Source organism: Roseicyclus amphidinii (genome assembly GCF_030163755.1).
GTDB lineage: Bacteria > Pseudomonadota > Alphaproteobacteria > Rhodobacterales > Rhodobacteraceae > Roseicyclus > Roseicyclus amphidinii.
Window position 1 is genome coordinate 33,000 of the sequence record NZ_JASJOE010000012.1, and the last position, 21,942, is coordinate 54,941.

A 21,942-nucleotide genomic window follows, 5' to 3' on the forward strand; every position below is an offset into this window, starting at 1 on the left:
CCGCCGAAGGCCTCGGCCAAGGCCGAGCGGGGGGTCAGGCGTGCTGGCGCTGGCTGAGCCCGCCATCGATCGTCAGGCAGGTCGCCGTCATGAACGGACATTCGTCCGAGATCATGAAGGTCGCGGCGCGCGCGATTTCGCAGGCCTCTGCGATGCGCCCCTGCGGGTGCAGGGCCAGCGTTGCGGCGCGCGCCGCGGCGGGGTCGGGCTGGGTGTCCCACCAGTCCAGCACCTTTTGCGTGGCGACATATCCCGGCGCGATGGCATTCACCCGCACCCCTTGCGCGGCATATTCCAGCGCCAGCGACTTGGTCAGCCCCAACAGCGCGTGTTTGACCACCGGATAGGGGAATGTGCCCGGAATGATGGTGAAGGAATGTGTCGATGCGATGTTCAGGATCACACCATGCCCGGCCGCGATCATGCCCGGAAGGACGGCACGCGCACAGGACCATGCCCCCTCCAGATTGATGGCGAAAGCGCGCTGCCATTCGGCCGCATCGGTCTGCAGCGGAGGGTGAAAGACATTGACCCCCGCATTGTTGACCAGCCCGTCAAGGTGCCGCCCCTGCGCCAGCGCCGCGTCGGCAAAGACCTGCGCGACCCGGTCGGCATCCGCGATATCGGCCGCGGCGTGCAGCAGGGCGCCGCCGGGCAGGTGGGTCAGCTCGGCGGCGGCATGCTCCAGCGACGGCCCGTCGATATCGAGCAGGAACAGATCCGCGCCTTCGGCCCTGAACTCTGCGGCGATCGCCTGACCGATGCCCTGCGCTGCCCCGGTCACGGCAATGAAGCGGCCGGCCAGTCTTCCTGCTTGCCCTACCATTCCGCGACCGATCCATCGGCGTGGCGCCACAGGGGATTGCGCCACCGATGGCCGATGCGCACGGCTTCGATCACGCGGTCCTCGTCGATCTCGATGCCCAGGCCGGGCCCTTGGGGAATGTCCACCATGCCGTTCTTGTAGGTGAACACGTCGGGATCGACCAGATAGGCGAGAAGGTCGCGCTTGGGTCCGTGGTAGTGAATGCCCAGCGATTGTTCCTGGATGAAGGCATTGTAGCTGACCGCGTCGACCTGCAGGCAGGCCGCCAGCGCGATGGGCCCCAGCGGGCAATGGGGTGCAAGCGCCACGTCATAGGCTTCGGCCATGGCCGCGATCTTGCGGCACTCGGTGATGCCGCCGGCATGGCTCAGGTCGGGCTGGATGATGTCGACCACCCGGCTTTCCAGCACGTTCCGGAAATCCCAGCGGGAATACAGCCGCTCGCCCAAGGCGATCGGAGTGGCCGAACCGCGCGTCACTTCGGCGATCGCATCCAGATGTTCGGACAGCAGGGGTTCCTCGATGAACATCAGGCGAAACTGATCCAGTTCGCGGATCAGTTGCTTTGCCATGGGTCGGTGCACGCGCCCGTGAAAATCCACCGCAAGGCCGATATCCGGCCCGATGGCGGCCCGCACCTCGGACAGGGTTCCGACCAACCGGTCGATCTGGGCGTGACTGTCGACGAACTGCATCCGGTCCGTCCCGTTCATCTTCAGCGCGGTGAACCCGGCCTGAACGGCCTTTACGGCTTCCTTGGCGATATCCCTGGGGCTGTCCCCGCCCACCCAGGAATAGACCCGGATCCGGTCCCGACAGGCCCCGCCCAGCAACTGGTGCACCGGCTGGCCATAGGCGCGTCCCTTGATGTCCCACAGGGCCTGATCGACGCCGGCAATCGCGCTCATCAGGATCGGCCCGCCCCGGTAGAAGGCCCCGCGATACATGACCGACCACAGGTCCTCGATCCGCATCGGGTCCTTGCCGACGAGGTAGTCGGCCAGTTCGGCCACGGCGGTCTGGACGGTATGGGCCCGCCCTTCGACGATGGGTTCGCCCCATCCCGAAAGCCCCTCGTCGGTTTCGATCTTCAGAAACAACCACCGTGGCGGAACGATGAAGGTCTTGAGCGCGGTGATCTTCATGCGCCTGCCTCTCGCAGCCTGTTGCCCGCCTCGTCGAAGAACAACGGACGCGCGGGCAGGGTCAGACCGATGCGCGCGCCCTGTGTCGGCCGGTCTTCGCCCCGCGCCTCGACCAGGATGGCCTGACCGTCCGACAGGGCGCAGTGCAGGATCGAGATGCCGCCCAGGTTTTCCACCACCATGACCGTGGCCTCCAGACCCCGACCCTGGCCGAACTGCTCGGGCCGGATGCCGATGATCCGCGCATTCGGCGGTGCCGCGATCTCGTGGCCGGACAGGGTGCCGTCGTGCAGATCGATCAGGTTCATGCGAGGCGACCCGATGAAGCCCGCGACGAAGGTATTGTCGGGATCGGTATATAGCTGGTCTGGCGAGCCGACCTGTTCGACCTTGCCGTCGCGCAGGACGACAATCTTGTCCCCGAGGGTCATCGCCTCGACCTGGTCATGGGTGACGTAGATCATCGTTGCGCCCAGCCGCTTGTGAAGTTGACCCAGCTCCACCCGCATTTGCGCGCGCAATTCGGCATCCAGGTTCGAGAGCGGTTCATCGAACAGGAAAGCCCGAGGCTGCCGCACGATGGCCCGACCGATCGCTACCCGCTGCCGCTGGCCGCCCGACAGGTGCGCGGGCTTGCGGTCCATCAGCGCCCCAAGCTGCAGAATGCCTGCAGCCTCTGCGACGCGTGCGGCGGTCTCCTGCCGCGAATGGCCGGTCCTGCGCAGTCCGAAGCTCATGTTCTGGGCCACGGTCATGTGCGGGTAAAGCGCGTAGGATTGAAAGACCATCGCAATGCCCCGGTCCGCCGGGGCGACGTCGTTGACGACATCGCCTCCGATCCGGACCTCGCCCGAGGTGATCGTTTCCAGCCCGGCGATCATCCGCAGCAAGGTGGATTTGCCGCAGCCTGACGGGCCCACGAAAATGCAGAACTCGCCTTCGTCCACCTGCAGGTTCACATCGCGGATGACGTCCAACGCGCCATAGCTCTTGTGCAGGGCGTTCAGGGTGATGCTGCTCATGTCGGGCGCGCCTCCTGTATCAGGGCGGCATCGGCCCAGTTGCGCAGCTCTGCGAGGCTGATCGTCGCGCAGTCCCCGTGCGGGGCGGCGATCACGGCGTGCAATGCCCGCCCCAACGCCGCTGCGACGGGCCTGTTCCCTGTCGTCATGTCCACGGCGCAAAACACCAGGCGTCCCTTGCCGACACGCGCTTCGGCCAGCAAGGCAAGGTCACGGTTGGTGTTCCAGTCATCGATCACGTCAATGATGCGCGTGACCTCCAGCCCGCGCATGTCCAGTGCGCGGCGTTGATGGGTCAGCTCCCACTGGTGCCAGCCGCTCGCACGTCCGGCCGGGAAATGGCGGAAGAGGGGATGGTCCAGCCGGTTGATCAATCCCAGGGTCGTCGGGGGCTGGCCACCGGTCCAGACCGTGTTCCAGAAGATCGTGGTATGCCCGAGGGCCGCATTGGGCGCGACCTGGTCGGGGTTCGGGCAGAACACAAGGGTTTCGCCGGCGTCGAGGCGCCTGAGCTCATCCGGACCGAGGGATGTCACGATCGGCAGATCGGCAACGCCGCGGTCGAAGACCCAGAGGTCCCAGGCGTTGGTGCCGCCCCCCGCGGACAGCTGCAGGCAATACTGCCCCTGCGCCAGCTCGGCCGTCTCGATGCTGATCTGCCCAAGCACATGCAGCGCCCCGGTGGCCAGCTGGCCGTGGGGCAGGCGTCCACTTGCGTGGACCTGGCCACCGTGATCCGTCAGCCGCCACTCCGCCTTGTCCGAGGACAGGTCTTCGGGACCGAAGCAAGACAGCTCCGCGCGGGCCTCGAACCTGTCCCCGATGTTCAGCACGAAACCGGCCGCCCGGATCAACGGCACCACGGGGCCGCAGAATTGGGCGAAGCGGCTTGGCTCGTGATAGGGCTTGGACTGCCAGAACGCGTCCACGACACCCACAAGCGCCGTGCCCTGGCCCGAGAAATCCTGCAACCCCAGCAACTGGAAGCCAGCGTAATCAGGGGTGCGCAGGCTGGCCTCGATATCTTCCTTGTAGAGGGCAGTCTGCAACATGCCCGAGCAGATCACCTTGTCGCGGGCGCTGTGGCGCTGGCCTTTCCGGGTCAGATCCTCCGCGACCTGTTCAAAGGCGTGGTTGGCAAGCGGTCCGTCGAAATCCGCGATCGTGTCTAGATCGGGGTATGCACACCATTGCCCGATCTCATGGCCCAGCAGGGGCTGGGGCTGCTTTTGCACCCAGTCGGACCAGTCGGTCATGGTCTCGAGCGGGCGCGCGTTCAGCCGGCTGTCCAGGCCTTCGCCCCAGCGATGGGAACGGGGTTCGGGTTTGGACAGGTAGTCGGCGCGTTTCAAGGTCGGCCAACCGGACCCGCCGCTGTAGATGCGGCGCGGGTCCGTCCGGCGCCAATGGTCCAGGAACCGTTCCAGCCAGGCATGCAGACCGGGGCCTGCGACCTCGTTGCCGACGGTCAGCATGACGAAGGACGGGTGGTTGCCGTAATGGGCCACGATGCGCTCGGCCTCGTGACGGACGAGTTGATCGAGTCCCGGATCGGACCCGAGCACGCACCAGACCGGTGTTTCGACATGCAGATAAAGCCCCAGCGCATCCGCCACGTCAAAGGCGGCCCGAGGCGGGCACCAGCTGTGGAACCGGACATGGTTCAGCCCGTTGGCCTTGACCGTTTCGAAGATCGCGCGCCAGCCGTCATGATCCATCGGAGGATGGCCGGTTTTCGGAAACAGGGCGCAATCCAGCGTTCCGCGCAGGAAGATGCGCCTGCCATTGATCAGGATATGGCGCCCCTCGGTCATGATCCGGCGCAGCCCGAAGTTGGTGTCGCGTCGGTCGAGGCAGGTGCCATCCCGCCACCATTCGGCGCGCAGGGCATGGACCACGGGCGAAAATTCATCCCATTGCGGGGTGTCCTCGGGCAGGGTGAGCTGCACCGCGAGCGGTGTATGCGCGGAGTCGATCGTCACCGGCAGCGACCTTGCGACGGTCCGGCCATCCGCAAGGGTTGCGGTCAGGCGCAATTCGTCGTTCGGCGTGCCGCTGGTCCAGAAACCCGGCCAATACCGGTTCGGGTCCAGCGCGTCGAGTTCGACGGCAATGTCGATCCCGCTGTCCTGCGGGCTGACATCCAGCCGGGCGATCCGGGCCGCGCGCGCTTCGATCCGCAGCGCGCCGACGATGCCGTTCCAGTTCGATTGCGTATGCTCGGAGGTGGAATGGGCCACGTCCGGATTCGTGTCCTGATGCGCCCCGCCGACCTGCGGGAAATCGCCGTTGTCGATGCGGAGGACCAGGCGATGCAGGCCCGGCGCAAGCTGGCCGAGAAGAAAGGTGTTCGGTGTGCACAATCCCAGGTCGCGGCCCACCTCGAGCCCGTCCAGCCAGACCCGCACCGCTCCGTGGGGGCGTTCGAGGAAAAGATCATGATACAACCCGTCATGATCCTCGGGGACCACGACGTCGCGGGCATACCACGCCGGCCCGACATAGGGGTTGCGGCGTGTCAGGTAGGCCATGCCCGCGGAGGGGCCCGGCGGGCACTTCCGCGCCAGGTCGATGGTGCCCGGCAGGGTGATCTCATCCTCGAACCGGGCCTTGTGCCAGTCTTCGGACAGCCCCTTTCGGTCGGGATCAAGCGCGAAGTCCCACGCGCCTTGCAGTGCGATGTCTTTGATCATTTTCGCTTCCAGTGTCGGCGGGCCGTGAACCGGCGGCCACGGGGCCGCCGGTGGGCACCTTTGCGTTACAGACGGGCTGCCAGCCGTGTCGCGGCCTCGTCCAACGCATCGGCCGGGGTGGCAACGCCGCGCACGATGTTGTCGACGGCGGTCTGCATCGTTTCCCCGACCAGCCGGTCATTGGTGTTCAGCGTCCAGGGTGTCATGGTCGCCTGCACTTGCGCGAACACGGTGTTGACGTTCTGCCCGGCATAGTAGGGATCTTCGAAATTGATCCAGTCCGCGCGACCCGCGGGCTGGTAACCGGGATACAGATCGTCGTTCTGGTATTGCAGCCTCAGGCTTTCGTCGTCGGTGACGAGCCACTGGATGAAGGCCCAGGCGGCTTCCTTGTTGCGTGACGTCTCGAGGATGCCGATGTGGTCGCCGCCGTAGTTCCAGGCCCGGTTGCCGGTCTCGTCGGCCGGGATGGGGGACACGCCCCATTTCCCGCCGTCGTCCGGCGCGAAGGCGCGCTTGAGCAGCCCCCCGAACCAGTTGCCCGACATGATCGTGGCGATCTGGCCGTTGCCGAAGGCCGATTGCCATTCCGGCGACCACATCACGAAGGGCGAGATCAGGCCGGCATCGGCGGCCGCATCGATCAGCTCCAGCGCGTCGAGGATGACGGGATGGTCGATCTGCAGGGTGCCGTCGCCGTCGAACCAGCTGACCCCGGCCTGACCCATGCGGGCGCTCAGGATCTCGGTGCCATTGGCGATCATCCAGCGGGCATTCGGGCGCACAAGCCGTGCGCCGTTCTCGACCAGGGCGGGCCATGTGGAAAACAGCTCTGCGACGGCGTCGGGGTCCGAGGGCAGGCCGACCTCGTCGAAGATATCGCGCCGGTAGAACATGGCGCCGGGGCCGGTGTGCTTGGGCAGGGCGACGATCTTGCCGTCCTGCGTCGTCACGTTGCTCGCCGTGAAGTCGGCGAAGTCATCCAGAAGCGCGCCTGCATTGTAGGGCGCCGCGGACAGGTCGACCCATTGCGGGCGCTGCGACAGAAGGGCCAGCTCGTTGATCTCGATCATGGCGACGTCGGGGCCGGAACCGGACAGCAGGGCCCGCTGCACCGTGTTGAGATAGTTGGAGTTGGCATTCGGGAAGCCCTGCACCTCGACCCGGATATTCGGGAAGGCGGCGTTGAACGCAGGCAGAAGCGCGTTGATCGTGCGGTCGTTGTTGGGCCATGTCCAGACCGTGATCGTGGCGCTCGTGTTGGGATCGACCTGCAGCGGCATTCCCTGCGCCCAACCGGGTCGCACCGCGAGGGCCATCAGCCCCGATGCCATCATCATGCGTCGTGTCAGTTCCATCTTTTCCTCCCTGGTTACATGGATCATCGTTACTTGACGGCCCCCGATGTCAGACCGGCAATGAATTGCCGCGACAGCAGGGCAAACAGGATGAAGACCGGCACCAACCCGATCAGCGTGGCCAGCATCACGGCCGGGGTGTCCGAAAAATGGGTGCGCGACAGCATGGTCAGCGCCAGCGGCACGGTGAACTTCGTCCCGTCCCCGAGCACCACGAGCGGCAGCTGGAAATCGTTCCAGGTGCTGATGACCGTCCACACCCCGAGCGCGGCAAGGCCGGGCCGGATGATCGGCAGGACCACGAAGACGAAGGTCGCCAGCGGCCCGGAATTGTCCATCTCCGCGGCTTCGTACAATTCATGCGGGATGGCCGATCCGATGTAGGTATACATCCAGATCACCCCGAAGCCCGACGCCATCGCCGGCACGATCAGGGGCCAGAAGGTGTTGAGCCAACCCAGCCAGCTCATCTGCAGGAAAAACGGGATCAAGGCCAGCGAGGGGGGGAAGAACAAGGTGGCGAAGGTCATCGCCAGCAGGAACTTGTGCCCCGGGCGGCCGACGTAGCGCGCAAGCCCGTATCCCGCGAGGGCCGAAACCAGCACCAGGCCGATGGTCTTGGGCAAGACGACGATCAGGCTGTTCAGGATCGGGCGGAAGGGGGGGAAGACAGCTTCGATCCGGCTGTAATTGACCGCGATCTGGTCCCCGAACCAGAGCGGTGGCGGGAACTGGAACACCTCCTGAAGGGTATGCGTCGCAAAGACGGCGGTCCAGAACAGGGGCAGCACGAAGACGGCCGACAGCAGGACCATGAGGAGCGTCAGGATCAGGTTGCCGCGCGCTTCGCGGTTGCGCCAGTAGCGTTTCATCTCGCAGCCCCCAGACCCGCGCTCAGCCTGCGGTAGAGAAGTGTCATGGCGACCACGGCGGCGAAGATGTACCAACTGACGGCCGCCCCCAGCCCGAAATCGAACTGGGTAAACGCCGTGGCGTAGAGATACATGCCCAGCGTGGTCGCCGAATGATTGGTGCCGCCGATCCCCTGGGTCAGCACGAACGGCTCGTCGAACATCTGCAGGCCGCCAAGGGTTGCGGTGATGATCGAAAAGGCGAGGGCAGGGGCCAGCAGCGGCAGGGTGATGCGGCTGAAGACCGACCAGCGGCTGACACCCTCGAGGCGCGCGGCCTCGTAGATGTCGCGCGGAATGGCCTGCAGGCCGGCCAGGAAAATGATCATGTGCCACCCTGTCCAGCGCCAGATCACCAGCAGGACAACCAGCGGCTTGATCCAGATCTCGGAGTCGAACCAGCTGAAGAACGTCGGCGTGCCGGTGATTTCACCGATCATCAGGTTCACCAGCCCCCCGTTCGCCGAAAACAGCACGCGCAGGATGATCGCCGCGATGGCCGGCGCGACCAGCAGGGGCAACAGGAACACCATGCGGAAATAGGTGCGCCCGAAGACGGCGTATTCATTGATCAGCACCGCCAGCACGAGCGCGAGCCCGCAGGTGATCAGCGTGGACCAGAACCAGACATGGATCGTGTTCCACACGGCCTTGCGAAAGACCGGATCGGCGAGGGCGGTGGCGTAGTTGTCGAACCCCACAAAACGCGGGGTCGAAAACCCGTCCCAGGCATGCACGCCCAACCAGGCCGAGAACAGAACCGGGAACAGCGAGAAGGCGACGAAGATGATCAGGAACGGCGCCATGGTCAACCAAAGCGGGCCGCTTCCCTTCATCAAATTTGTCCGGTGTCGCATGGAAGTTGATTCCTTGCTGGTCGATTCAGCCAAGAGTATTGTCCGACTAAAGGCGACAGTCAAGTAATAGTCTGACTAATGAGATGGGGCGCGTGTGGCGCGTTCTGCGGGAAACAAGGCTTCGCCTCGGTTGACGGTCAACCCGGTGAAGGCTACAAGGTGATATGTCTGATCAATCAAATGACCCGGCGACGCAAGACGGCAGCCTTGCTGCGCGTGGCAAGCCGCGCGTATACCAGAACACCGTCAAGCGGCTGGCCTTCTCGATCCTGAAGGGGGACTTCCCGGCCGGTCATGTTCTGCCCCCGGAAACCGACTTGTGTGACAAACTGGGCATCAGCCGCAGCGCGTTGCGTGAATCGGTGCGCGCGTTGAAGGACAAGGGCATGCTGATCGCGCGCCCGCGGCACGGCACCATCGTGCAGCCGCGCAGTGCGTGGCATTTGCTGGATGCAGACCTGCTGAACTGGTCCATGGAAGTGGACCCCGACGCCGAATTCGTCTTTTCCCTGTTCGAAGCGCGACAGGTCATAGAGCCCGCTGCGGCACGCCTGTCTGCCATGCGGGCGACCTCGGGGGATATCGAAGCCATGGAAGCTGCCTTTGCCGACATGAGCGCGGCCAAGGCTGCAGGCGATTTTCAACGCTTCAACGAAGCCGACATCGCCTTTCACCTCGCATTGCTGCGCGCCACATCGAACGTGGTGTTCATTCAACTGTCCAACATGATCGGCACCGCGCTGGCCATCGCGTTTCGCATGTCCATCGCCCGCGCCCATGAACCCGGCGAGTCGCTGTCACAGCACGGCGACCTGATCGAGATGATCCGCGCCCGAGATCCGATCGGTGCGGAAAACGTCATGACCCGGCTGCTTGCGGTCGCCGGTATCGACCTGGGGCTAAGCAATCGTGGCCCGTCGAAATCCTGAGCTGCTGCCGGTTTCGTGCAGACCTGACCAGATCGTCGCCATGGGCCCAGAGAGCGGGCAGATGCAGATAAAAATGCATCCGCCAAAACAAGGATCTTGGCGGCGCGCGACATCCCGAGACAGCCAAAGTCGCGTGCGCCACGGGTGCAAGCATGGTGGCGCGCGCATGCGTCACGCGGGATGCGACGTGACCTTCGCATTCGTTGCGCAGCATCGGAACATCCGGCCAGTGTGATGGATGTGCACTGATCAAGGCGACCGGTCCGCGCCTGGTCAAGGGGCTGGCGACGAACCCCGCGCGACCTGTTACGGGCGTCGTTCAAAACGATCCGGGACAAAATACTCGGTCCCTTCGGCTGCGCGGATGTCCGAAGAACGCGGTGTGTCGGGAGGGTCCAGGTGGGAAAAAGGGGCACATGGCAGCTATGCCAGTGCCCCATGTCCTGACCTCTTGGCCTCCGGGCGCGTGTTCGCAGCGCCGTCAGGTTTCGGTCGAGAGGTCGCCGCCGGATTGCCTCTGCGCGATTGCCACGAACGGGGCTGCGAGCAGGCCGAGGCCCATCACCACAAGCCCCAGCAAGGCGAGGTAGAACAGGGCCGTCAGGCCAAGCCCGGCCAGCACACAAGCCACCAGGATGGCAAGGGTGGCAGTTGCGGCGGAGGTGGCTTTGGACATCAGGGTCTTCATCGGGTCGGTCTCCATGTTGATCGTTGTTTCGATGGAACCAACATGGGGGCTGGCGTTTACGCCCGTCTGACCGCTTCTTTACAACTCCGTAAACTCGATGGTGGCGCGCAGACCTCGAGGCGTCTCCTGGGCAAGCCGCAGCCGCGCGTTGTGCCGGTCGGCAACCGCACGCACCAGCGCAAGGCCGAGGCCACTTCCGTCGCTGTTACGGGCCGCATCCAGGCGCACCATACGGGGCAGGGTGGTGGCACGCCCGCCATGTGCGTATGGGGTGCGCTGCGGGTCCGTTCGGAGTGCTGACGGACGCGAAGAGATTATCGAATGACCTTGAACGCACCCAGAAAGGCCGCGCGCCTGTCCGTCGCCCGGACGATGGGTGTTGGCAATTCTGACCTTGTTTCAACGGCTTGAGTGGCTTCGTGTGCAACATGTGTTCATGCCTTGACCGCACAATATCGTTCGACGGCGCGGTTGCTTCGGTCGCCATGGTTTGAATCCGCCAGGGGGGCCGCGTCGATCTCCTGCACGAGCCTGTCGGCTTCAACCGCTGAGATATGGTTTTCCAGATAGGTTGGCCCGTCTGGCCACTCATCTGTAAAAAACGAAAGTTGTGCAGGCGGTGTGGCCATCGGCGGCGGACCCCTCGTTGGCCGTGTTCTGGTGGGTTTGGCGCCACCAGCCCGCCACCGTGAAGAAGGCCGGAAAAATCCACCTTCCGGCGCTCCGGTGTCGAGGGAAGAGCGCGGGAGAGGGCTTCGGCCCTCAAACCGCGCCCAGACCGGCGTCAAGTGCCAAGAGGATCGCGGAGGCATCCGCTTCGGTGAGCACCAGCGCGGGCGACAGGATGATGTTCGGGCCGGAGATACGGATCATCGTGCCGTGCCGGTACGCCGTTTCCTGCACGATCTGGGCGACATCGGCGCCGATCGGAGTCTTGTTCACAGGGTCGCTGACAAGCTCGAGCGCGGTCATCAGGCCATGCCCACCGCGCACGTCGCCGACGATGTCGTATTTGGCTTGCAGGGCAAGGCAGCCCTCGTGGATTTGCCTGCCGCGTGCAGCGGCGTTCTCCACGACATTCAGACGTTTCGTTTCGGCAAGGCAGGCCAGCGCGGCGGCGGCCCCGACCGGGTGACCGGAATAGGTGTAGCCATGGCCGATCTTGGCGGCCGGGTTGTTCTCGAACACCTCCTGCACGGACCCGCCGATCATCACGGCGCCGAAGGGAAAATAGCCGTTCGTGATCGCCTTGGCGGTAGCCATCAGGTCAGGCTGAACACCCCAGAGCCGCGCGCCGGACCATGCGCCGGTGCGGCCATAGGCGGTGATGACCTCGTCGCTGATGAGCAGGATGCCGTGCCGGGTGCAGATCTCGCGCACCATGGGCATGAAGCTTTCATGCGGCGGGATCACACCTCCGGCCCCCAGAACCGGTTCCATGATCATCGCGGCGATTGTGCCCGCGCCCTGAAAGGCGATCTCGTCCTCGAGGGCGGCGGCGCAAAGCTGGGCCAGGCGCGCGGGGTCGGTCTCGTCGAAGGGGTTGCGATAGGGGTAGGGGGCCGGGATGTGGAAACAGCCGGGCATCAGCGGTTCATAGGCGGTGCGGAAATTGGCGTTGCCGTTCACGCTTGCGCCGCCGAAATGGGTGCCGTGGTATCCCTTCTTGAGGCTGAGGAACTTGGTCCGGCCCGGTTCGCCCTTCAGCTTGTGATACTGGCGCGCAAGACGCAGCGCGGTTTCGACCGAATCCGAGCCGCCCGAGGTGAAGAAGGCGCGCGTCATCCCGTCGGGGGCGAAGAAGGCGTTCAGCTCGTAGGCCAGTTCGATGGCGACGTCGTTCGAAGAGCCGCGGAAGGTCGAGTAATAGGGCAGGGTGTCGAGCTGTGCCGCGATGGCCTCTTTCACGGGCTGGCAGGAATAGCCGAGGTTCACGTTCCATAGGCCGCCGACGGCGTCGATCACCTCGTGCCCGTCCAGATCCGTCAGCCGCACGCCCGAGGCAGCGGTGATGATCTTTGGGGGATTGTCGATGCTGTCCTGGGGGGATGTCATGGGATGCCAGAACTGCCGCCCATTGTTTTCCTTCAGGAAATTGGAGTCTTTCATGAGACGTGCTCCGTTCATCGGGATACTCGATCGGCCTGCCGTGCAGCAACCGGCCAATCGTTGGGAATGGGGGTCGGATCCTTGGAGAACTGCCTGCCAAGGGCGATGTGTGCCTGTTTGCCATGCGCATGACCCGTAACCGCGACATGACGCAGGTTTGCGGACGTGACGCGGATCGAAGGGAGGGCAAAACAGAGCGATCGGGCGCGCCGCCGCGCTTCGGGATCAGTGCGCGTGCTTTGCGTGGACCGGGTCAGCGCCCTTGTCAGGACGTGATCCCGGACGTCCTCGGGGCCTGATGCGAGCGGGGCCGGCCCGGTCAGGAGGGGGTGTCCCGTCACTTTGTCCCGCGCGCCAAGGCGGGCGAATTCTCCAACGCCGATCGCGGGCCGGGTGGAAGAAAACGGCTTCAGGTTGTCGAGGGTCTCGGTGATGGTTCCCATCTCAGCGTCCAGCCCCTTCGAAGAACCGGGCGACCTCCTCGGCGAAGAGAGGCCCGTCCGCAACCCGCCCGCGGGTGGAGGCAAGCGCCGCCTCGGTCACCTCGGGTCCGACGTATTCCGCGTATTCGTGGACAAGGTCGGTGAAGAAATCCGGCGTCATCTCGGGGTGGTGCTGGACGGTGAAGACGCGGGTGCCGATGGCGAAGCCCGCGATCGGGCAGCCGGGGCTTTCGAAGATGCGCGTGGCGTCTGCGGGCAGGCTCTCGACCTGTTCGACATGGGAGCCGTAGAGGCGCAGGCGGTCGTCCGGCCCCGACCAAGGTGTCTCGCCCACGCGGGTCATCTCGATCAGTCCATGCGCCCAGCCGGCGGGGTTGCGGACAATGCGCGACCCCACCGCGCTGGCGATGACCTGGTGCCCGAAGCACGCGCCGAAGAGCGGCACGCCCTCGGCCATCATCTCGCGCAGCACGTCCTTCAGCCGTGCCATCCAGGGCGTGTCCTCGTTGACCGAGGCCGGGCTGCCGGTGACCATGACCCCGTCAAAGCCCGAGATATCCTCGGGGAACTCGCCCTTGCAGACCCAGAAGGCCTCGACCGTCCAACCGGGCCGCACGCCCGCGATCAGCGCCGCGAACTTGGCGTCGTCGAGCGGCCGCGCCTTGGCGAAATCGCTGAAATCGGTGTTGGTGACGAGCGTGGCCAGCTTCATGTCAGACGAACCACACGTAGAAATCGAGAAGCGCGTCATGTTCCATGTCGCGCGTCTTGCGGAACTCGCGTTCCTTCATGAAGGCGTGGTTCTCGACCAGCTCGCGCCCGACAGCCTCGACCAGGGCGGTGTCGGCCATCAGATCCCGGATCGCGCCGCGCAGGTTGGGGGCCGTGCCGACCTTCGCGTCCACCTTCTCGAAGCCGTCGCCGGTCTCGATCGGGGGCAGGGACAGCTTGGCCTCGTAGCCCAGCCGCGCGGCCTGCAGCACGGCGGCGGCGGCGGAGTAGGGGTTGGCGCTGGCATCGGCCATGCGGTGTTCGAGACGCGACTTCTTTCCGCCTTCGCCCGAGACCCGGGTCGTGACGCCGCGATGGTCGCCGCCCCAGTTCTGCCAGTAGCCCGACATCGAGGAGGGTTGCAGCCGGGCATAGGACCCGGTGGTGGGTGCGATCAGCCCGGCCAGCCCCTTGTGGTGATGCACCAGCCCCGCAAGGCAGCCGCGCGACAGGTCGTTGAGGTGATCCGGCCCGCCCTTCTCGCCGGTGGCCAGCGCGTTGGTGCCGTCCTTGTCCCAGAACGAGAAATTGATGTGCATGCCCGAGCCGCCGGCCGTCGAGATCGGCTTGGGCAGGAAGGTCAGGACCACGCCGTGATCCAGCGCGATCTCGCGCGCCATCTGCCGAAAGAGGACCACGTCGTCAACCGCGGCCAGCGCATCGTCGAAGCTGAGCGTGTATTCGAACTGAGGGCTGTCGTATTCGGCGGTGATCAGGTCCAGCTTGAAGCCCGCCTCGTGGGCCTTGTTCCAGATCACGTCGTTGATCCGCATCGGGTCGGCGAAGGGGCCCGTGCCATAGACCACGCCACCGGGCGCATCATAGGGGCGCAGCCGCCCGTCCTCGCCGCCCTGCATGGCGTAGGCCTCGAGCTCGATCCCCAGCTTGGGCGTCAGCCCATGCGCCTGCCAATCCGCGATGGCGCGTTTCAGCGCGCCCCGGGGGCAGAGCGACAGGGGCGCGCCGTCGTTGTCATGGAGGTCGCCCAGGACGACCGAGGTTCGCGGCTCCCAGCCGGGGCGGATATCCTCGCCGCGCCAGCGCAGCTCCATGTCGGGCGCGCCGTCGCGCACGCCCGAATGGGGCGCGTCCAGCAGGAGGTCGCGGTCGTAATGCACCGCGAAGGTGGCGCGCGAGAAGCGGCTGGAGCCATCGCCGATCTTGCTCGCTGGCAGGTATTTGCCACGGGCGATCGACAGGTGGTCGAAGAAAAGGGCGCGAAGACGGTCTGACATGGAACCCTACCGAAGCGTAACGGAGACAGGCATCCGCTTGATGCCGTTGACGAAATTCGAGCGAACAAAGGCAGGTTCCCCGGCCGGTTCGATATGCGTGATGCGCTTTGCCAGCTCCTCGAACAGCACCCGCACCTCCAGCCGCGCGAGGTGCATGCCGAGGCAGACATGCGGCCCGCCTTGGCCCCAGGCCAGCTGCCGGTTGGGTTTGCGCGTCAGGTCGAGCCGGTAGGGATCGGAGAACATCTCTTCGTCGCGGTTGGCCGAGATGAACCAGTAGAGCACCTTGTCGCCTTCGCGGATCTGGCGGCCATGCACCTCGACATCGCGCATCGCGGTGCGGCGGAAATAGGTCGCGGGCGAGGCCCAGCGGACGATCTCGTCGGGGGCGGTGTCCCAGACCTCGCCGGTCTGAAGCTGCTGCAGCAGCCCCTCCTGGTAGGCCAGCGCCTGCATCCCGGCGGCGATGGAATAGCGCGTGGTGTCGTTGCCTGCGGCAACAAGGAGGCAGAAGAAATTGCGGAACTCGGTTTCCGATATGGTCTCGCCGGTCTCGTCAGGTTGCAGCACGAGATGCAGGATGCCGCTGGTGTCGCCCGCCGCGTTCTTGCGGTCCATCAGGTCGCGCGCGTAGTCGTACAGCTCGGCCCCGGCGGGTGAATTGAACGGCATCAGCCGGTAGGCGTCGGTCTCGAGCTTGTCGACGACGTGATCGGTGAAATCGGGGTCGGAATTGGCCATCAGCGCATCGCCCTTGTCCACCAGCCAGGGCAGGTCTTCGTCGGGCAGGCCGAGGATCTGGCCGAGCATCCGCATGGGCAACTCGCGGGCGATCTCGCGCGTCGCGTCGAAACTGCCCATCTCGCAGGCCCGGTCGAGGATCGGACCGCAGAGGTCGCGGATCTGCGTTTCGAACTCGGCCACGACCCGCGGGGAAAAGGCACGGGCGACCTTCATGCGCACCTTGCGGTGATCGGTGCCGTCCACCTCCTGAAAGGTGCGGCGGGCAAGGTATTCCTCGTAGGTCTGATCCTCCATCCGGATGCCGAGTGCCGAGGAGAAGGTCTCGGTGTCGCGGATCATCCTGTCGATGTCGGCGTGCCGCGTGATCGACCAATAGCCCTTGCCGCCGTCGAATTCGGACCAGTGGCACGGGTCCTCGCGTCGCAGGCGGGCGAAGGTGTTGTAGGGCGCCCCCTTTGCAAAGCTGTCGTGGCTGCCGAGATCGGCGAACCCGTCATCCTCAGGAACCCACATGGTCATAGAACCGTCTCCGTCTTTGTTTCTTCACGCGGTTATCGAAATGACGCGCGGTCCGCCCGGCGATCCGCTTGTTGAACTGGTGAACGGCCTTCTTCTGCGGGGTCCGGCGATCCGGCTTGCGCCAATCGCGCCAGACCCGCCACAGCGTCGAGCCGAGGATGACCACGATCATGCAGAACAGGATGAAGGCGATGGGGCGGTCGATGAAATCGAGCGGCTCGCGGATCCGCGCCAGCGAGGTGCGCAGCTTCACCTCCATGATCCCGCCCAGCACCATGCCCAGGATGATCGGCACGATGGGCAGGTTCAGCCGTTTCAGCACGAAGCCCAGCAGCCCGAAGGCCCCCGCGATCAGGCAGTCCACGGCAGAGTTGCGGATCGAGAACACGCCGACGAAGCTGAGCAGCAGGATGCACATGCCGAGGAACCGGTTGGGGATGCGCGTCAGATGCACCAGCCAGCCGGTCGAGATCAGCAGGAAGACCAGCACCAGCAGGTTCAGGACCAGCAGCGCGATGTAGAGGGCCACCACGAAGGGCATGTCGTTCTGGAACAGCCCCGGTCCCGGCACGACATTGTGGACGTAGAAGACCGACAGCATCATCGCCGTCAGCGCCTCGCCGGGGATGCCGAGCGCCAGAAGCGGGATCATCGCGGCGGCGGGCACGGCGTTGTTGGCCGTCTCCGAGGCGATCAGGCCCTCGGACGATCCGTTGCCGAAGCTTTGCGGGGTCTTCGACAGCTTCCTTGCGGATGTGTAGGACATGAATTGCGCGGTAAACTCGCCCACGCCGGGGATCATCCCCATCAGGACGCCGAAGCCCGACGACACGGCGGCCACGCGCGGATGGCGGGCCAGTTCGCGGAACCCCTGCAAGAGCGAGCCGCGCGCGCGGGGCAGGCGGATCTTCTCGTCATCCATGGTCATCAGCACGAAGGCCTGCGACAGCGCGAACAGGCCCAGCACCACCACGATCAGGTCGACACCGCCTGCCAGCCAGCTTTGCTCGAAGGTGTAGCGGCGGGTGTAGGCGGCAGGCTCAAGCCCGACGGTGGACAGGAAGATGCCGAACCCCGCCAGCGCGGCCGCGATCAGCATCTGCCCGCGATGCGCCACCACCACGAGGATGATCCCGAGCAGCGCCGCGAGGAAGATCTCGCGCGAGCCGAACATGGGTGCGATCCGGGCCAGCACGGGCGACAGGAAGATCAGGCAGACGACCGAGACGATACCGCCCACGAAACTGGCCGAATAGGCCAGCGACAGGGCGCGGCGGGCCTCGCCCCGCTGGGTCATCGGGTAGCCGTCATAGGTGGTCAGCGCGTTGACCGCCGTGCCGGGCGTGTTGATCAGGATCGCGGGGATCGCGCCGCCATACATGGACGAGCCATAGATCCCCAAGAGCAGGGTCAGCCCCACGATCGGGTCCATCGAAAAGGTCGCGGGCAGCAGGATCGCGATCGCCACCGCGGGGCCCACCCCCGGTATGGCACCGATGGCCACGCCGCCGATGGACCCCGCCAGCAGGGCCAGCGCGACATCCCAACGCCAGAGCACCTCGAGGGCGGCAGGGATCATGTCCATCACAGGTACACCATGAAAAAGGTGCGGACCGAGGCGGGAAGCAGTTCGTAGATCTGCCCGCCGGGAATGTTGACGCCCAGGAACCCCTTGAAGGTCACGGTGACCGAAACGGCAAAGAGAGCGGCCAATGCCAGCGCCCCCTTGCTGCGGTAGCCGAGCCGCCAGGTCAGTGCGCAGGCCATCACCAGGCTCATCGGCAAGAACCCGAGGCGCGGCACGGCCAGGACGAACAGGATGAACCAGCCATAGTATTCCAGCGGTTCGACCCATCTTTTCGCCTCGAGCCAATCCCGCCGGTCGGGCCTGCGCCTGCGCATCAGCCGCCAACGCAGGCCGAAGCCCGCCACCATCAGCCCCAGCGCGACGGCGGGCCAGAAGCGGGGCTGGGCGGCGATGGTGCGGGCGCTGTCGCTCCATTCCGTCTGTGATCCGATCTGCGAAAGCAGCCCAAGCGACACCGCGAAGGAGGCGATCACGAAGATGACCTGCCCCGAGAGCCGCGTTTTGATGTCGAAGAGGTCGGATTTGCCCATGACTTGAGAGCCTTGTGAAAGGGAGAACATCGCGCCGAAATCGAAAAGGGGCGCCGTGCGCCCCCTTTCCGTCTTTGGATTACTGGCCCAGGGCCTCGGAGATCGTGCCGAGCGTGGCGCGGTCCGCCTGGATCACGGCGGCACTTTCCTCAGCATTCAGCCAATAGACCTGCGCGCCGGTCTCGGCGGCCAAGGCCTGCGCGCGGTCGCTCATCATGGTGCGTTCGGCCACGGCCGCGATGGCTTCGCGTGCCTCGGCCGGGGTGTCCTTGGTCACGAACAGCCCGTTCCACAGCGAGATGTCGAGGCTTTCGTCCACCTCGCCGATGGCGGGCGTCTCGGGGATCAACGGGATCCGGTCGCCGGTGATCGAGACCAGCACTTTCACGTCGTCGAGGCAGGGCAGGATCAGCTGCAGCGTGGTGTTGATCACATCCGCGTCGCCCGAGGCCAGGGTGTTGCAGTCGAGCGCATCGAAGGGCGCATCCCCGCCCCATTCGAAGCCCATGTTCGCGGCCAGAGCCTTGGTCACCTGCGTCGGCGTCAGCACGTCGCCGAAATGGCCGAGGAACACCTCGTTCTCGGCGGCATGGGCGGCCAGTTCCTCCATCGTGGAATAGGGCGCGTCGTTCGAGGTGGCGATCACGAAGGGATAGGTCAGGAAGATCCCGATCGGGTCGAACCGCTCCGGCGTCAGCTCGGGAATGTCGATCTCGTGGCCGATCAGGGACACGGCGGGAACAAACGAGCCGATCGTGTAGCCATCGGCCGGTGCGGTGGCCACTTCGACAGCGCCGGGGAAGGGGCCGCCACCGCCGCCGGGGCGGTTCACCCCGCACTGCACCTGATCGACGGGGCGCGGGTTGGCGCATCGGACGGCGATGAAATGCCTGTGTTGTCCCCCATCGATGGCAGCTGCCTGACCGTGATGGCGCGGGGCACGGCGCAGGACTCTGCGCGCGCGATCGCCGGGACCCGCCGGGCCTTCGATGATGGCCGCTGGTCGGGACTGGCCCCGTCACAGCGCAAGGCGATCTTGCTGACATGGGCGGATATGATCGATGCCCACGCGCTCGAACTTGCCGTTCTGGGCGTCCGTGACAACGGGACCGAGATCGGCATGGCGCTCAAGGCGGAGCCGGGGAGCGCCGCGGCAACCATCCGCTATTACGCCGAGGCTCTAGACAAGATCTACGGTGAAATCGCACCGACGGCACCGGGCGCGCTCGGTCTGGTCCACAAGGCTCCGGTCGGCGTTGTCGGTGCCATCGTCCCGTGGAACTTCCCACTGATGATCGGGGCGTGGAAGCTTGGGCCTGCGCTGGCCGCAGGCTGCACCGTCGTGCTGAAACCCGCCGAGACCGCGTCGTTGAGCCTTCTGTGGCTGGCCGAGCTTGGGCTGCAAGCGGGGCTGCCACCGGGGGTTCTGAACGTGGTCTGCGGCGAGGGGGCAGTCGTCGGCGCGGCCATCGCCGAAAGTCGTGACGTGGATGTGCTGGTCTTCACCGGGTCCGGGGCGACGGGGCGGCGGCTCTTGCAGGCCTCGGCGCAGTCCAACCTCAAGCGGGTCTACCTGGAACTGGGCGGCAAATCGCCCAACATCGTCTTTGCCGACGCGCCCGATCTGGACGAGGCGGTTGCGGTGTCCGCGGCGGGCATCTTCCGCAACTCCGGGCAGGTCTGCATCGCGGGCTCACGCCTGTTGGTCGAGCGCAGCATCCATGACGCCTTTGTCGAAAAGCTGAAGGCCCGGGCCGAGGCGATGGTGGTGGGCGACCCGCTCGACCCCGCGACACAGGCCGGTGCCATCAACTCGGAACAGCAACTGGCCCGCAACCTCGCCTTCATCGACGAGGCGCGCGCCGCCGGGCGCGACATCGTCTGCGGCGGCACCCGCATCCTGGCCGAGACAGGGGGCTACTACATGGCGCCCACCATCGTGACGGGCGTGGCCCAGTCCGACCGCATCGTGCAGGACGAGGTCTTTGGCCCTGTCGTCACCGTGCAGGCCTTCGACACCGAGGAGGAGGCCATTGCGCTGGCCAATGGCACCGAGTTCGGGCTGGCCGCGGGGCTCTGGACGTCGAACCTGTCGCGGGCGCACCGCATGATCGGGCGTCTTCGGGCCGGGGTGGTTCATGTGAACACCTATGGCGGGGCGGACATGACCGTGCCGCTGGGCGGCGTCGGGCAATCTGGAAACGGACATGACAAATCCCTTCATGCCTTCGACAAGTTCCTCGATCTCAAGACGGCCTGGATCAAACTGTAGGAGCCTGCCATGAGCGACAAGACGATCCTGCTGGTCGGCACCTACGACACCAAGGATGACGAGCTGACCTATCTCGCCGAGACGATCCGGGCGCAGGGCGGGCGTGTCCTGTCGATGGATGTCAGCATTCTGGGCGATCCGTCCAAGCCTGCCGATATCTCCAAGCATGAAGTGGCCGAGGCCGGGGGGCATTCGATCCGCGAAGCCATCGACAGCGGGGACGAGAACATCGCCATGCAGATTATGGCGAAGGGCGCGGCGATCCTTGCGGCCCGGGCGCATGCGGATGGCCGCATCGACGGGGTGCTGGTGCTTGGCGGAACCATGGGCACGGATGCGGCGCTCGATATCTGCTCGGCGCTGCCGCTGGGGGTGCCCAAATACATCGTCTCGACCGTGGCGTTCTCGCCGCTGATCCCGCCAGAGCGGCTGCCGGCCGATATCCAGATGATCCTCTGGGCGGGCGGGCTCTACGGGCTGAACTCGATCTGCAAATCCTCGCTCAGCCAGGCGGCCGGTGCGGTGCTGGGCGCGGCGCGCGCGGTCGAGGCACCGCCGCGCGGCAAGCCGCTCATCGGCATGACGTCCTTTGGCAAGACGGTGCTTCGCTACATGGTCGCCCTCAAGCCGGAACTGGAAAAGCGCGGCTTCGAGGTCGCCGTCTTCCACGCCACCGGCATGGGCGGGCGCGCGTTCGAGAGCCTTGCGGCCGAAGGGCGCTTCGCCGCCGTGCTGGATTTCGCGCCGCAAGAGGTCGGCAATCACCTCATGGGGTCCAGCATCTCGGCGGGGGCGGACCGGATGACCGCGGCCGGGCTGTCGGGGACGCCGCAGATGATCTCGATCGGCTGTTACGACCTTGTCGATTTCGTGGGCTGGCAAGAGATGCCGACCAAGCTGACGGGCCAGGAGACCCATGCCCCCAACCGGCTCTTGTCTTCGGTGATGATGACAGCCGGGCAGCGCCGCGAGATGGCCCGCGAGATGTGCCGCAAACTTGCTGACGCCACCGGCCCAACGACATTCCTTCTTCCGACGCAGGGCGGCAACGAATGGGACCGCCCCGGCGGCCCGCTCTGCGATCCCGAGGGGCTCGCCGTCTTCGTCTCGGAGATCCGGGCACAGTGTCCCGAGGCCGTTCGGCTGATCGAGGTGGATGCCCATATCAACGACACGGCCTTCACCGAGACGGTGCTGACCGTCTTCGACGGCTGGATGGCGGAAGGGCTCGTGGGGTGAACCGGGGAAGGTCGCATGCGGAGGGTCGCATCGACGGGGTGCCGGTGCCGGGCGGCAGCTTCG

At 65.6% G+C, this 21,942-nt stretch carries 20 protein-coding genes; 3 read left to right on the plus strand and 17 right to left on the minus strand.

Features of this window, described 5'->3' with window-relative positions; translation table 11 throughout:
- Positions 1-34: 34 nt before the first annotated feature.
- From QQK83_RS06120 to QQK83_RS06150, 7 genes are all read right to left on the minus strand, one after another.
- Positions 35-826, minus strand: a complete 792-nt coding sequence (locus QQK83_RS06120; RefSeq protein ID WP_284262627.1) for an SDR family oxidoreductase — start codon at positions 824-826, stop codon at positions 35-37.
- A complete protein-coding gene (dgoD, locus tag QQK83_RS06125) occupies positions 820-1,971 on the minus strand; it encodes a galactonate dehydratase (RefSeq protein ID WP_284262629.1) in 1,152 nt (383 codons plus the stop codon). The genes QQK83_RS06120 and dgoD overlap by 7 nt, the downstream gene beginning before the upstream one ends.
- Positions 1,968-2,993, minus strand: coding sequence for an ABC transporter ATP-binding protein (locus tag QQK83_RS06130; protein ID WP_284262631.1), 1,026 nt, complete (start codon positions 2,991-2,993; stop codon positions 1,968-1,970). The genes dgoD and QQK83_RS06130 overlap by 4 nt, the downstream gene beginning before the upstream one ends.
- Entirely contained in the window at positions 2,990-5,686 is a 2,697-nt protein-coding gene (locus tag QQK83_RS06135; RefSeq protein WP_284262633.1) for a glycoside hydrolase family 2 TIM barrel-domain containing protein, read from the minus strand. The genes QQK83_RS06130 and QQK83_RS06135 overlap by 4 nt, the downstream gene beginning before the upstream one ends.
- A 65-nt stretch (positions 5,687-5,751) precedes the next feature.
- On the minus strand, positions 5,752-7,044 hold the full coding sequence (locus tag QQK83_RS06140; RefSeq protein WP_284262635.1) for an ABC transporter substrate-binding protein: 1,293 nt from the start codon (positions 7,042-7,044) through the stop codon (positions 5,752-5,754).
- A 29-nt stretch (positions 7,045-7,073) separates the two neighbouring features.
- Positions 7,074-7,916 (minus strand): carbohydrate ABC transporter permease, encoded by an 843-nt coding sequence (locus QQK83_RS06145; RefSeq protein ID WP_284262637.1) that lies wholly within the window; start codon positions 7,914-7,916, stop codon positions 7,074-7,076.
- A complete protein-coding gene (locus QQK83_RS06150) occupies positions 7,913-8,761 on the minus strand; it encodes a carbohydrate ABC transporter permease (protein WP_284262639.1) in 849 nt (282 codons plus the stop codon). Before QQK83_RS06150 ends, QQK83_RS06145 begins: the two co-directional genes overlap by 4 nt.
- Before the next feature lie 215 nt (positions 8,762-8,976).
- Between QQK83_RS06150 and QQK83_RS06155 the strand changes: the two genes are divergently transcribed.
- Positions 8,977-9,741 carry a FadR/GntR family transcriptional regulator gene (locus QQK83_RS06155; RefSeq protein ID WP_284262641.1) on the plus strand — a complete coding sequence of 255 codons (765 nt, stop codon included), beginning with the start codon at positions 8,977-8,979 and terminating at the stop codon, positions 9,739-9,741.
- A gap of 481 nt (positions 9,742-10,222) precedes the next feature.
- On the opposite strand, the gene QQK83_RS06160 is transcribed toward QQK83_RS06155, so the two are convergent.
- The 10 genes from QQK83_RS06160 to QQK83_RS06205 form a co-directional block, all read right to left on the minus strand.
- The gene (locus tag QQK83_RS06160) at positions 10,223-10,429 is read right to left on the minus strand and encodes a hypothetical protein (RefSeq protein ID WP_284262643.1); all 207 of its coding nucleotides are present in this window, start codon (positions 10,427-10,429) and stop codon (positions 10,223-10,225) included.
- Positions 10,430-10,863: 434 nt separating this feature from the next.
- Positions 10,864-11,058: a hypothetical protein gene (locus tag QQK83_RS06165; protein ID WP_284262645.1), complete on the minus strand. Its 195-nt coding sequence runs from the start codon at positions 11,056-11,058 to the stop codon at positions 10,864-10,866.
- A gap of 133 nt (positions 11,059-11,191) precedes the next feature.
- On the minus strand, positions 11,192-12,538 hold the full coding sequence (locus tag QQK83_RS06170) for an aminotransferase class III-fold pyridoxal phosphate-dependent enzyme (protein ID WP_284262647.1): 1,347 nt from the start codon (positions 12,536-12,538) through the stop codon (positions 11,192-11,194).
- Between the two features lie 14 nt (positions 12,539-12,552).
- Positions 12,553-12,981: a hypothetical protein gene (locus tag QQK83_RS06175; protein ID WP_284262649.1), complete on the minus strand. Its 429-nt coding sequence runs from the start codon at positions 12,979-12,981 to the stop codon at positions 12,553-12,555.
- Between the two features lies 1 nt (position 12,982).
- On the minus strand, positions 12,983-13,693 hold the full coding sequence (locus QQK83_RS06180; RefSeq protein WP_284262651.1) for a type 1 glutamine amidotransferase: 711 nt from the start codon (positions 13,691-13,693) through the stop codon (positions 12,983-12,985).
- A gap of 1 nt (position 13,694) precedes the next feature.
- A complete protein-coding gene (locus QQK83_RS06185; RefSeq protein WP_284262653.1) occupies positions 13,695-14,987 on the minus strand; it encodes a type I glutamate--ammonia ligase in 1,293 nt (430 codons plus the stop codon).
- 6 nt (positions 14,988-14,993) lie between these two features.
- Positions 14,994-16,250: a cytochrome P450 gene (locus QQK83_RS06190; RefSeq protein WP_284262654.1), complete on the minus strand. Its 1,257-nt coding sequence runs from the start codon at positions 16,248-16,250 to the stop codon at positions 14,994-14,996.
- A complete protein-coding gene (locus QQK83_RS06195) occupies positions 16,231-17,835 on the minus strand; it encodes a tripartite tricarboxylate transporter permease (RefSeq protein ID WP_284262656.1) in 1,605 nt (534 codons plus the stop codon). Before QQK83_RS06195 ends, QQK83_RS06190 begins: the two co-directional genes overlap by 20 nt.
- Complete coding sequence (locus tag QQK83_RS06200; protein ID WP_284262658.1) at positions 17,835-18,368, minus strand: tripartite tricarboxylate transporter TctB family protein; 534 nt, start codon at positions 18,366-18,368, stop codon at positions 17,835-17,837. Before QQK83_RS06200 ends, QQK83_RS06195 begins: the two co-directional genes overlap by 1 nt.
- Positions 18,369-18,447: 79 nt before the next feature.
- The gene (locus QQK83_RS06205; RefSeq protein WP_284262660.1) at positions 18,448-19,200 is read right to left on the minus strand and encodes a tripartite tricarboxylate transporter substrate-binding protein; all 753 of its coding nucleotides are present in this window, start codon (positions 19,198-19,200) and stop codon (positions 18,448-18,450) included.
- 54 nt (positions 19,201-19,254) lie between these two features.
- Between QQK83_RS06205 and QQK83_RS06210 the strand changes: the two genes are divergently transcribed.
- A complete protein-coding gene (locus QQK83_RS06210; protein WP_284262662.1) occupies positions 19,255-20,640 on the plus strand; it encodes an aldehyde dehydrogenase in 1,386 nt (461 codons plus the stop codon).
- 9 nt (positions 20,641-20,649) lie between these two features.
- Positions 20,650-21,879, plus strand: a complete 1,230-nt coding sequence (locus QQK83_RS06215; RefSeq protein ID WP_284262664.1) for a Tm-1-like ATP-binding domain-containing protein — start codon at positions 20,650-20,652, stop codon at positions 21,877-21,879.
- Positions 21,880-21,942: the final 63 nt, after the last annotated feature.